The sequence below is a fragment of the Amycolatopsis sp. cmx-8-4 genome (genome assembly GCF_046548675.1).
Lineage (GTDB): Bacteria > Actinomycetota > Actinomycetes > Mycobacteriales > Pseudonocardiaceae > Amycolatopsis.
Genome location: NZ_JAEBDZ010000013.1, coordinates 232,883 through 243,650, shown reverse-complemented (window position 1 = coordinate 243,650; position 10,768 = coordinate 232,883). Strand labels below are relative to the sequence as shown.

Sequence of the window (10,768 nt, the reverse complement as noted above, 5' to 3'; positions counted from 1 at the left end):
GACGTCCGCGAGTGGATCAAGGACTGGAACGAGGACCCCAAGCCGTTCGTGTGGAAGAAGACTGCCGAAGAGATCCTCGACTCGCTCGCCCGATATATCTCACGAATTTCCGGCGCAGGACACTAGTGCGCGGGACCGCCTGGGGCCTCCGGCTTTGCGCCGAGGCGGTGCAGGACGGCGGCCGCCAGGGCTGTTCGCTCCAGCATCCCCTCGACGCTGATGTGCTCGTGCCGTGCGTGCGCGCCGTCGCCGACCGCGCCGAAGCCGTCCAGGACCGGGTGGCCCAGCGCCGCCACGAAGTTGCCGTCGCTGGCTCCGCCCACCGAGCATTCTTCCAACGTGACGCCCAGCTCCGCCGCCGTCGCGCGGGCCAGGTGGTACAGCTCCGCGGTCGCCGGGGAACGCTCCATCACCGGGCGGTTCCAGCCGCCCTCCACCGTGACCCTCGCGCGGGGGTCGTGGGCCGTCAGCGCCGCCAGGCCCGCGTCGATGCGCGACGCCTCCGCCGCGCTCGACACGCGCACGTCGACCTGGCCGGACGCCGCGCCCGCGATCACGTTCTGCCTGGTCCCGCCGGCGATCACGCCGACGTTGACCGTCGTCCCGGCGGCCGGGTCGGCCAGGGCGTGCAGGGCCAGGACCGCCCGGGCCAGCTCGTCGATCGCGCTCGCGCCCTTCGCCGGGTCCAGCCCGGCGTGGGACTCGACGCCGGTGACGCGCACGCGGAACAGGCCGACGCCCTTGCGCGCGGTCTTCACCGCGCCGTCCGCGCTCGCCTCGAACACCAGCGTCGCGCGGGTGCCCGCCGCGGCCGCCTCGATCACCGGCCGGGACACCGGGCTGCCGATCTCCTCGTCGCCGTTGAGGACCAGCCGGACGGCCGGGCGGGGCAGCTCGGCGGCGTCGAGCGCGCGCAGCGCCCACACCGCGTGGACGAGGCCCGACTTCATGTCGAAGATCCCCGGCCCGGTCGCGCGGTCGCCGTCCACCGTGAACGGCCAGTCCGCGAGCGTCCCGAGCGGCCACACCGTGTCGTAATGGGCCAGCACCAGAACCGGCTGACCGGCGCCCGGGTAGTCGTAGACCTTGACGTCGCCGTGGACGCCGCCGTCGACGTCGCGCACCGACGCGGGCGGGCCCAGCCGGTCGCGCAGCCAGCCGTCCACCCAGGACAGTCCTCGGGCGAGGCATTCCTTGTCGTCACTGGGAGTCTCGATGCCGACGTAAGCGGCGACGTCGGCCAGCAGCTCGTCGCGGTGGGCGCGCACCCACTCGTGCGGGATCACCACGGCCGCTCCCCGAGGACGTGGTCGACGACCTGGGCGTGGGTGGCGAACCAGACGCCGTCGTGGCCGGTGATGTGGTCGAGCAGCTCGGTGAGGATCGCGATCCGCGAGCGGTGCCCGATGATGTGCGGGTGCATGGTGAGCTGGAACAGGCCACCGTCGGCGTAGGCCGCGTCGAACTCGTCGCGCCAGATCGAGAGCACCCCGCGCGGTGGCGTGTAGGGCCGCAGGGCGGCGAAGCGGTCCATCATGAAGTACGGCGCGTCGTCGCGGATCCACTCCACCGGCAGTTCGACGACGCCGGTGGGCTCGCCGTGTTCGAGGAGCTCGTAGCAGTCGTCGTCGGCCATCAGCGACGAGTCGTACCGCAGGCCCAGCTCGCGGGTGATGGCCAGGGTGTGGGCGGAGAAGTCCCACGACGGCGTCCGGATGCCGACCGGACGGGTACCCGCGAGCCGTTCCAGGACGTCGGCGGCGCGGAAGGCGAGGTCACGCTCCTCGGTCTCGGTGAGGCCGGTGTTGCGTTCGTGGATCCAGCCGTGCAGCGCGACCTCGTGCCCGTTGTCCACATAGGACTGTACTTCGCCGTCGTGCAGCAACGCCGAGACCGCGGGCACGAAGAAGGACGACGGCGCGGAGTACCGGTCGAGCAGGCGCAGCAACCGCGGCACGCCGACGCGCGCGCCGTACTCGCCCTGCGCCAGCTTGCCGGGCAGCACGTCCCCGTCGCGCAGCGCGGGCGTCTCGTGGTCGGAGTCGAACGACAGCGCCACGGCCACCTTCGCGCCGCCGGGCCACGACGCGGGCCGCAGCGAGCGGCCCGCCCGGACGTGCTCGACGTGCCCGCGCCACGTCGATTCGTCCCACCGCCAGGGTTATTCGGTCATGCGTCCTCCAGGGCGGCGGCCGATGCCTGCTCGGGCGTCTTGGCTTCGTTCTGCACCACCGCATCTTGAACGCGGGGAAACGTCGAGGGCAAGGGGCCGGAAGAGTCAGCCGGCCCGGATCACGCCCAGGCCCAGCGGCGTGATTTCGTGGATCTGCGACTTGCCCGCCCGGGTGCTGGTGATCAGCCCGCTCGCCCGCAGGACCGACGCGTGCTGGCTGGCCGTGGCCAGGGAGATGTCCGTCAGCTCCGCCAGCTCGCTCGTGTTGCAGCGGGTGATCGCCACCGTCATGAGGACGCGGGCGCGGGTCCGGCCGAGCAGCGCGGCCAGCGACGGGCCGGGTTCGGCGTCGCTGTCCAGGGTCGTGTGGCCGATCGAGTAGACGAGCACCGGCGGCAGCGCCGGGTCCTTGTACGTCGTCGGCATGCCGTGGGCGAAGAACGTCGGGAGCAGCCGGAGGCCGCGGCCGGCCAGGTGGAGCGTCTGGTCGACCGGGAAGCGGACGTGGAGCACCGGCGGGTTCCACGTGATGTCCGGGTGCAGCGTCGAGAGCAGCAGCTGGGGCCCGCCGCGCTCGAGGCCGGACTGCAGCCGGCGGCGGTCGCGCGCGACGGTGCGGCGGACCGCCGGCCAGTCCGGGGCGAGGCACTGGCGGTAGTAGTCGTGCAGCGCCGTGCCCAGCCGGCGCAGCTCGCGCGGTTCGCCGTCGCCGAGGCCGCGCAGCCACGGCGGGACGCGGGTGCCCTGCGCGGCGAGCTCGGCGACGTCGGCGGCCAGGACCCGCGGCGGGGTTTCGAGGAGGGCCGCGATGCCGTCACCGACCGTGCGGGCCCCGGGTGGGGTGAGGAAGTCCGGGCAGTAGCCGTACGGCGGCACGGCGGCCATGAGCAGCCGCCCGGACTCGGGGACGGCGGAGCGTGACCCCCGGCGCCACCGGCCGAAGAAGGGCTCACCCTCGGGTCGCCGGATCCGGTAGCTGCTCATCAGCAGCTCCCACATCGGGTCGGCGTCCTCGGCGATGGTCAGCTTCGCCAGGTCCGCGTCCGTGAAGTGAATTTCCAACATGCCGGGCGCACCCCCTTCCCGGCGAGGATAGCGCTGGTCGGGCGCGATTTCCGCCGCGGCAGCCGTGATCTTCGCCGGGCCTCGTTTCGGCCAGGTGCGAAACGTTTTCGAGTCCGTTGACGCCGCTCGCGCGCACCTGGGAGGTTTCTTCTCGACGGGACGTGCCCGCAGCCGGCTGGGGGAGGGCTGCGGGCACGTCCCGTGACCGGGGACGGCGGCCGCGTGCGGGAAACCCGGCGGGGACGTCCGAGGCGGCGATGCCGGGGCGCCCGCCGTGCGATCCTGGTCGCATGGCGCAGCCCGGCGATCCCCGATCGGACGACGAGGTCGATCCGGCGATCCGCACCCAGATCCTGCTCGCCGAGTACAGCGCGCTGCGGGCCGAGACCGAGCGTCGCGCGACCGTCCAGTGGAGCGTGTTCGCCCTCCAGCTGGCCTCCGCGGGCGCGATCTCCAGCGTGGCGATCTCGTCGTCGGACTTCGCCCTGCTGCTGCTCGTCCCGTTCGCGGCGTACCTGCTCGGCTGCCGCTACATCCTGCACGACTTCCACATCAAGCTGATCCGCCGGTACGTGCGCGAGTCGCTGGCGGAGCGGCTGGGCGGGCAAGTCCGGTGGGAGTCGTGGCGGACCTCGGCGCTGGCCGCTCCCGCCACGCGCGGCTGGTTCAGCGTCACCGGCTGGAACTTCGCGCACCCGACCAGGCTGGCGTTCGAAGGGGTCGGCTTCCTGAGCCTCGCCGCCGCGCTGCTGTCCGCGGGGTACCGGTGGTGGCGGACGTCGGTGCCGTGGCCGCTGACCGCCGGGTTCCTGCTGGGCTGGCTGCTCGGGTTCGGCGTCGTCCTGCTGCTGGGCCAAGCTTTCCGGCGCGCGTCGGATCTGTGAGGGCCGTCCTGGGCCGGCGATGTTAACTTTGGGACAAGCCTGGAGGAAGGACAGCGATGAGCGAACCCGGCCGGGTGGTGCCCGCGCGGCGGCGGGGGCTGGCCGACGAGGTCGCCGACCGGATCCGGGACGCCATCTTCGACGGCGCCTACCCGCCGGGCAGCCAGTTGCGGGAGGTGGAGCTGTCCGCAGCGCTGGGCGTCAGCCGGGGGCCGGTGCGGGAAGCCCTCCTGCGGCTCGAACGGGAAGGCCTGGCGCGCAGCGAGTGGCACCGCGGCGCGACCGTGACGGCCCTGACCGAGCCGGACGTCGCCGAGCTCGACACGCTGCGCGCGGCCCTCGAACAGCTCGCCGTCGCGCTGGTGATCGAGCGCGCCCCGGCCGCGGGGCTGGCGGCGGTCGACGCGGCCGTCGGGCGCATGGCGCGCGCCGCGGACGAGCACGAGATGGTCCGCTGCGACATCGGCTTCCACGACGCCGTGTACGCCGCCGCGGGCCACCGGCGCCTGCTCGAAGCGTGGGAGGCCATCCGCTCGCAGGTGCACCTGTTCCTGCTGACGCGCGTCGGCGTCGAGGCCGACGGCTACCTCGCGGCGATCCCGGAGGAGCACCGGCAGCTGGCCGCCGCGCTGCGCGTCGGTGACCGCGAGGCCGCGCTGAAGCTGTTCGCCACCCACCGCCGGCACGCGTTCGACATCCTCACCGGCAAGCGGCGCTCAGCCGGCCGGTGACGGCTCGGCCGTGAGCGCCGCGTCCGCGAAGCCCGCGGTCAACGCCCGGAGCGCCGCGTCCAGGTAGACCGTCAGGTCCGCGTCGGCCCGGGCCGACCAGCGTTCGTAGGCCGCGCGGCACGCCGCCAGCACCGCCCGGCCCACCGCCAGCGGGTAGAGCGAGTCCGCGGGCTGGCCGGTCCGCGTGCCGACGTACGCGCTGACCGCGCGTTCCCAGGCGTCGTAGTGGAGCGCCGCGCTCGCGGCCAGCTCGGGGACCGAGCTGAGCAGGCTCATCCGCTTGCGCAGCTCGGGGACGTCCTCGGCGCGGTAGTGGTTCGCGGCCAGCACGGCCGCGCGGACGGCGTCCATCACGGGCAGGCCGGCGGGCGCGTCGGCGAGCAGCTTCCGGATCGTCTCGACCTCGGTGTCGAACTCGTTCCACAGCACGTCGGACTTGGCGTCGTAGTACCGGAAGAACGTGCGGCGGCTGACCCCGGCGGTCGCGGCGATCTCGTCGACCGTCGTCTCGTGGAAGCCCCGTTCGGTGAACAGCCGCAGGGCGATGACCTCCAGGTCACGGGCGCTGGTGCCCGGTGGGCGGCCGCGGCGGGCGGCGGGGGGCGGTTCGGTCATCCGTGTGCCGTTCCTTCGTGAGGCTTGTTTCTGACACTGGGTGACATTACTCTGCCTGATATTCGTCACAGGGTGCCGAAAAGAGGTCGATCATGCGGCTCGCGGAACTGTCCTCGCCGGACGTCGCCGAGCGCGCGGCGGCCGGGGCGATCCTCGCGGTGCCGGTCGGCGCGACCGAGCAGCACGGCCCGCACCTGCCGCTGACCACCGACACCGACATCGCCCAGGCCCTGTGCGACGGGCTCGCGGCCGCTCGCCCGGACGTCCTGGTGGCCCCGGTGGTCGCGTACGGCTCCAGCGGCGAGCACGCGGGCTTCGCCGGGACGCTGTCGATCGGCCAGGAGGCGACCGAGCTGCTGCTGGTCGAGCTGGGCCGCTCGGCGGCCGAGACGTTCGGCCGGCTGCTGTTCGTCTCCGCCCACGGCGGCAACGCGGATCCGGTCGCCCGGGCCGTTGCCCGCCTGCGGGCGGAGTCGCGTGACGTCGAGGTGTTCCAGCCGCGCTGGCCGGGCGATCCGCACGCCGGTCGTCCGGAAACGGCGCTGCAGCTGGCGTTGCGGCCGAGCGGGGTGCGGATGGACCGCGCGGTCGTGGGGGACACGCGGCCGCTGGGAGAGGTGCTGCCGCTGCTGCGCGAAGGCGGCGTCCGCGCGGTGACGGCGACCGGGGTGCTGGGCGATCCGACGTCGGCGACGGCGGCGGAAGGCCGGGAGCTGCTGGCGCTCCTGACCGGAGCGTTGGTGTCCCATGTGGACGCTTGGCCCCCGGTGGTGGTCGCATGACCCGGCGCACCGCCCTCGTGACCGGCGCGGCCCGCGGGATCGGCGCCGCGACCGTCCTTCGCCTGGCCGGACAGGGTTACGCCGTCCTCGCCGTCGACGTCACCGCCGACGACCCGGCCCTCCCGTACCCCATGGGCACCGCTGACGAGCTGGCCGCCGTCGTCGCGCAGGCGGGGGACAACGCCGCGGCCTTCGTCGCCGACGTCCGCAACCCCGGCGCCCTGGCCGCCGCGGTGGCCGAGGCCGAACGCCGCTGGGGCGGGCTCGACGTCGCGATCGCTGCGGCGGGCGTGATCGCCGGGGGAGTGCCGCTCTGGGAAGTCCCGGAGGCGCGGGAAAAGGCCGTCCTCGAGGTCAACCTGAACGGCGTCGTCCACCTGGCCCGGGCCGCCGTGCCCGCGTTGCTGCGCCGGCCCGAACCGCGCGCCGGCCGCTTTCTCGCCGTCGCCTCGGCCGCCGCGACCCGCGGCCTGCCGATGCTCGCGGCCTACTGCGCCGCGAAGGCCGGCGTCGCCGGGCTGATCCGCGCGCTCGGTGCCGAACTGGGCCGCACCGGCGTCACCGCCAACGCCGTCAGCCCCGGCTCGACCGACACCCCGATCCTCGCCGAGAGCGCCCGGCTCTACGACCTGCCCGAGGCGGCCGCGTTCGCCGATCAGCAGCCCGCCGGCCGGCTCCTCGACCCGGCGGAAGTCGCCGCCGTGCTGGCGTTCCTCGCCGGCCCGGACAGCGGTGCGATGACCGGCGCGGTCGTGCCGGTGGACGGAGGTCTGGCCTTGTGACGCCCTTGCCACCCGGCTTTCGCATCGTGCTGGACCCGGACACCCGCGAACTGTCCGACGGCCTCTGGTTCGGCGGCTCCCCGGCCCGCGTGCTGCGGCTGACCGGGGCGGGCCGCAAAGCGTGGCGGGACCTCGGCGACGGCCCGGTCACCTCCGCGGCCACGGGCACGCTCGCCCGGCGCCTCACCGACGCCGGTCTCGCGCACCCCGTGCCGCCGGAGCCCGAGACGCCCGCGGACGTCACCGTCGTCGTCCCGGTCCGTGACCGGGCGGAACTGCTCGGCCGCTGTCTGGCGGGGCTCGACCGAAAGCACCCCGTGCTCGTCGTCGACGACGGTTCGGACGACCCCGCCGCCGTCGCGGCCGTGGCCGCCGCGCACGGCGCGAAGCTCATGCGCCGGGACGTCAACGGCGGCCCGGGCGCCGCGCGCAACACCGCGCTGGACCACGTAGGCACCGAGCTGATCGCCTTCCTGGACAGCGACTGCGTCCCGGCCGAGCGCTGGGCCGACCGCCTCGCGACGCACTTCGCCGACCCGCTGCTCGCCGCCGTCGCACCCCGCGTCCGCGCACTGGCGCCCGACACGTGGGCCGGCCGCTACACCCGCGCCGCGGGCAGCCTCGACCTCGGCGACCGGCCCGCGCGGGTCGCGCCGGGCACGCGGGTGTCGTACGTGCCGACCGCCGCGCTCGTCGCCCGCCGCAGCGCGCTGACGTCGGTCGCGGCCGACGGCGCGGTGTTCGATCCGGCGCTGCGCGTCGGCGAGGACGTCGACCTCGTCTGGCGCCTGCACGAGGCCGGCTTCCGCGTCCGTTACGCCCCGGACGTCGCCGTCGACCACCACGAGCCGCAGACCTGGCGCGACCTGCTGGGCCGCCGGGCCCGCTACGGCACGTCCGCCGCACCGCTCGCGCTGCGGCACCCGAAAGCGCTGGCGCCCTTGGCTTTGCACCCCTGGCCCGCGCTGACCGTCGGCGCGTTGCTGGCCCGCCGGCCGGCGCTCGCCGCGCTCGCGTTCGGCGGCTCGGTGGGCAGCATGGTCCGGCTCCTGCGCGCCCACGACGTCCCGGACGCCGGGGTCGTGCGCGCGATGGCCACCGCCGTCCGGCAGACCTGGCTCGGGTGCGGCCGCTACGGCACCCAGTTCGCGGCCCCGCTCCTCGCCGCGCTGCTGGTCCCCGGCGGGCGGCGGCGCTGGAGCCGCCGCGCCGCCGTCGCTTCGCTGCTGCTGGGCCCCCCGCTGACCGCGTGGGCGCAGCGGCGGCCGGAGCTCGATCCCGTCCGCTACACCGCGGCCGCGATCGCCGACGACATCGCGTACGGCGCCGGCGTCTGGGCCGGCTGCCTGGCGCAGCGCACCACGGTGCCGGTCCGCCCGGCGGTCGTGCGGCGCCCGCTCGAGATCGACCCGAAGGGAACACGATGACCTGGTTCGAGTCCGTCGCCGAAGCCCAGCGGCGCGCGAAGAAGCGTCTCCCCGGTTCCGTCTACTCCGCCCTGATCGCCGGTTCCGAAAAGGGCCTGACGCTGGCTGACAACCTCGGCGCGTTCGACGAACTGCGGTTCGCGCCGCGCACCGCCGGGCACTTCGGCGAGCGCGACCTGAGCACGCACGTGCTCGGCCGCGACGTCGCGCTGCCGGTGCTGATCTCCCCGACCGGGGTGCAGGCGGTGCACCCGGACGGCGAGGTGGCCGTGGCCCGCGCCGCCGCCGCGCGGGGGACGTCGATGGGGCTCAGCTCGTTCGGCAGCAAGCCGATCGAAGAGGTCGTCGCGGCCAACCCGAACACCTACTTCCAGGTCTACTGGACCGGCACCCGCGAGGACATTCAGCGCCGTCTCGAGCGCGCCCGCGCGGCCGGGGCCGTCGGCATCATCCTGACCCTGGACTGGTCGTTCTCGCACAGCCGCGACTGGGGCAGCCCGCACATCCCGGAACGGCTCAATTTCCGCGAACTGTTGCGGTTCGCGCCGGAAGGCCTGACGCACCCGCGCTGGCTGCTCGACTACGTGCGCACCCGCGCGCTGCCGGACCTCGGCGTGCCGAACATGGCCCAGCCGGGCGAGCCGTCGCCGACGTTCTTCGGCGCGTACGGCCAATGGATGCAGACGCCGCCGCCGTCGTGGGAGGACGTCGCCTGGCTGCGCTCGCAGTGGGACGGCCCGTTCCTGCTCAAGGGCGTCATCCGGGTCGACGAGGCCCGCCGCGCGGTGGACGCGGGCGTCAGCGCGATCTCGGTGTCCAACCACGGCGGCAACAACCTCGACGGCACCCCGGCGACGATCCGCGCGCTCCCGGCGATCGCCGAAGCGGTCGGCGACCGGGTGGAAATCCTGCTGGACGGCGGAATCCGCCGCGGCAGCGACGTCGTGAAGGCCCTGGCCCTGGGCGCTCGCGCGGTGCTGATCGGCCGTGCGTACCTGTGGGGCCTGGCCGCGGACGGCCAGGCGGGCGTGGAGAACGTCCTCGACGTGCTGCGGGGCGGCATCGACTCGACGCTGCTGGCGCTGGGCAAGCGGAGCGTGCAGGACCTCACCCGGTCGGACGTGCTGGTGCCCGCGGGGTTCGAGGCCGATCTCGGCGTCGCAGTCGGCTGATCAGCCGACGTCGGTCTCGGGGACTGCCTTGGCGAGTTCGTCGAACCCGGGCGGGCAGTACGCGACGCCGGCGTCGCGCCGCCGCCGGACCGCGCTCGACGCGACGGACATGGCGACGGCGTCGCGGAGGTCGAGGCGAAGCCGCGCCAGGGGTCGCTGCAGGCGGTAGATCCCCGTGCGCGACTCGTGGATCTCGCCGAGGGGGTTCGCGTGCACCGCGGGGAGGTTCTCGACGCCCCACCCGGCGTCGGTCGTGAACGCGCCGTCCCGGAACCCCAGGCCGTGCTTCGCCGCGCGGCCCGCCAGCCAGAGGAGGGCGACGTCCGCCAGGGACGAATCCGGGTAGCCGCCGCCGACGTCGCTGTGCACCCCGGAGAACCAGACCTGCTCGACCACCTGGTCGCCGGCGGCGTCGTGCCGCGTCCACAGCGCCGGCCGGAAGGCCTTGCGCCGCTCATCGATCGCGACGGCGTGCATCGCGACGTCGACCCGGCTGCTCAGCTCGGTGTCGTGGAAGGCGAACCGCCGGTTGATCCGGTCCATCAGGAACTTCGGCCCGATCGTGGGGATCCCGAGCGCGCCCACCGTGTCCCAGACGCCGATGAACCGGATCCGGGTGTTCGCGTGGCTGTAGGACCGCCGGAACAGCTCCGACTCGATGTCCCGCGGCTTGATCGACCGCGCGCGGTACAACGTGTACGCGTCGTCGAGCCGCTCGACGGCGGCCGGCTTGAGGACCCCGGCGTTCCGGATCAGCCCGGCGACGCTGCGGGCGGTGAAGGCGCCGCGGCTGAAGCCGAACAGGAAGATCTCGTCGTCCGGCTCGTAGTTCTCCACGACGAACCGGTACGCGCGAAGCACGTCGTGGGCTACACCGACCCCGAACGCGCCGCCGCGCAGCCGGGCCCGGCCGTAGGACCCGACACCGCGGTGGTAATACAGGCGCTGAGGGACGCCGTCGAACTCACCGGCGACAGCCAGGGCCAGCTTCGTGACGTTCGTGGGGGACGGCGTTCCGCCGGAAGTCTGGTCCGGTGTGTTCCACGTGCCGTCGCAGCAGATCACGAGACGCTTCATGGCACCCCTCTCCGGAGCTTCCCCCAACGGGTCGCAGGAGCGAAGGCCTGGTTACGCGGA

Annotated in this window: 11 protein-coding genes; 6 read left to right on the top strand and 5 right to left on the bottom strand. The window is 74.2% G+C overall.

Translation table 11 applies throughout. From position 1 onward, the window contains the following. Positions 1 to 122: 122 nt before the first annotated feature. The 3 genes from ACLJQZ_RS27560 to ACLJQZ_RS27550 all read right to left on the bottom strand — a co-directional run bounded on the left by ACLJQZ_RS27560 (position 123) and on the right by ACLJQZ_RS27550 (position 3,238). Entirely contained in the window at positions 123 to 1,289 is a 1,167-nt protein-coding gene (locus tag ACLJQZ_RS27560) for a M20 family metallopeptidase (protein WP_410622765.1), read from the bottom strand. Beyond that, positions 1,283 to 2,059: a polysaccharide deacetylase family protein gene (locus ACLJQZ_RS27555; protein ID WP_410622764.1), complete on the bottom strand. Its 777-nt coding sequence runs from the start codon at positions 2,057 to 2,059 to the stop codon at positions 1,283 to 1,285. The genes ACLJQZ_RS27560 and ACLJQZ_RS27555 overlap by 7 nt, the downstream gene beginning before the upstream one ends. Positions 2,060 to 2,278: 219 nt before the next feature. Next, positions 2,279 to 3,238 (bottom strand): ArsR/SmtB family transcription factor, encoded by a 960-nt coding sequence (locus ACLJQZ_RS27550; protein WP_410622763.1) that lies wholly within the window; start codon positions 3,236 to 3,238, stop codon positions 2,279 to 2,281. A gap of 290 nt (positions 3,239 to 3,528) precedes the next feature. On the opposite strand from ACLJQZ_RS27550, the gene ACLJQZ_RS27545 reads away from it, so the two are divergent. Both ACLJQZ_RS27545 and ACLJQZ_RS27540 read left to right on the top strand, forming a co-directional pair. Next, the gene (locus ACLJQZ_RS27545; protein WP_410622762.1) at positions 3,529 to 4,122 is read left to right on the top strand and encodes a hypothetical protein; all 594 of its coding nucleotides are present in this window, start codon (positions 3,529 to 3,531) and stop codon (positions 4,120 to 4,122) included. A gap of 56 nt (positions 4,123 to 4,178) precedes the next feature. Next, positions 4,179 to 4,853 (top strand): GntR family transcriptional regulator, encoded by a 675-nt coding sequence (locus ACLJQZ_RS27540; protein WP_410622761.1) that lies wholly within the window; start codon positions 4,179 to 4,181, stop codon positions 4,851 to 4,853. On the opposite strand, the gene mftR is transcribed toward ACLJQZ_RS27540, so the two are convergent. Next, the gene (gene mftR / locus ACLJQZ_RS27535; RefSeq protein ID WP_410622760.1) at positions 4,839 to 5,468 is read right to left on the bottom strand and encodes a mycofactocin system transcriptional regulator; all 630 of its coding nucleotides are present in this window, start codon (positions 5,466 to 5,468) and stop codon (positions 4,839 to 4,841) included. The genes ACLJQZ_RS27540 and mftR overlap by 15 nt on opposite strands. A 92-nt stretch (positions 5,469 to 5,560) precedes the next feature. Between mftR and mftE the strand changes: the two genes are divergently transcribed. Genes mftE through mftD form a run of 4 tightly spaced genes read left to right on the top strand, consistent with a single transcriptional unit; the run spans position 5,561 to position 9,631 of the window. Continuing rightward, positions 5,561 to 6,250, top strand: a complete 690-nt coding sequence (mftE, locus tag ACLJQZ_RS27530; RefSeq protein WP_410622759.1) for a mycofactocin biosynthesis peptidyl-dipeptidase MftE — start codon at positions 5,561 to 5,563, stop codon at positions 6,248 to 6,250. After that, complete coding sequence (locus tag ACLJQZ_RS27525; RefSeq protein ID WP_410622758.1) at positions 6,247 to 7,032, top strand: mycofactocin-coupled SDR family oxidoreductase; 786 nt, start codon at positions 6,247 to 6,249, stop codon at positions 7,030 to 7,032. Before mftE ends, ACLJQZ_RS27525 begins: the two co-directional genes overlap by 4 nt. Beyond that, complete coding sequence (mftF, locus tag ACLJQZ_RS27520) at positions 7,029 to 8,459, top strand: mycofactocin biosynthesis glycosyltransferase MftF (RefSeq protein ID WP_410622757.1); 1,431 nt, start codon at positions 7,029 to 7,031, stop codon at positions 8,457 to 8,459. Before ACLJQZ_RS27525 ends, mftF begins: the two co-directional genes overlap by 4 nt. Next, a complete protein-coding gene (gene mftD / locus ACLJQZ_RS27515) occupies positions 8,456 to 9,631 on the top strand; it encodes a pre-mycofactocin synthase MftD (RefSeq protein ID WP_410622756.1) in 1,176 nt (391 codons plus the stop codon). The genes mftF and mftD overlap by 4 nt, the downstream gene beginning before the upstream one ends. On the opposite strand, the gene ACLJQZ_RS27510 is transcribed toward mftD, so the two are convergent. Then, positions 9,632 to 10,708: a DUF2235 domain-containing protein gene (locus ACLJQZ_RS27510; protein ID WP_410622755.1), complete on the bottom strand. Its 1,077-nt coding sequence runs from the start codon at positions 10,706 to 10,708 to the stop codon at positions 9,632 to 9,634. Positions 10,709 to 10,768 lie beyond the last annotated feature (60 nt).

Bases quoted from the DNA above. Each gene is read 5' to 3' on its own strand.
- ACLJQZ_RS27525 (WP_410622758.1), top strand. From the start codon at position 6,247: ATGACCCGGCGCACCGCCCTCGTGACCGGCGCGGCCCGCGGGATCGGC.
- mftE (WP_410622759.1), top strand. From the start codon at position 5,561: ATGCGGCTCGCGGAACTGTCCTCGCCGGACGTCGCCGAGCGCGCGGCG.
- mftR (WP_410622760.1), bottom strand. From the start codon at position 5,468: ATGACCGAACCGCCCCCCGCCGCCCGCCGCGGCCGCCCACCGGGCACC.
- mftD (WP_410622756.1), top strand. From the start codon at position 8,456: ATGACCTGGTTCGAGTCCGTCGCCGAAGCCCAGCGGCGCGCGAAGAAG.
- ACLJQZ_RS27545 (WP_410622762.1), top strand. From the start codon at position 3,529: ATGGCGCAGCCCGGCGATCCCCGATCGGACGACGAGGTCGATCCGGCG.
- ACLJQZ_RS27510 (WP_410622755.1), bottom strand. From the start codon at position 10,708: ATGAAGCGTCTCGTGATCTGCTGCGACGGCACGTGGAACACACCGGAC.
- ACLJQZ_RS27550 (WP_410622763.1), bottom strand. From the start codon at position 3,238: ATGTTGGAAATTCACTTCACGGACGCGGACCTGGCGAAGCTGACCATC.
- ACLJQZ_RS27540 (WP_410622761.1), top strand. From the start codon at position 4,179: ATGAGCGAACCCGGCCGGGTGGTGCCCGCGCGGCGGCGGGGGCTGGCC.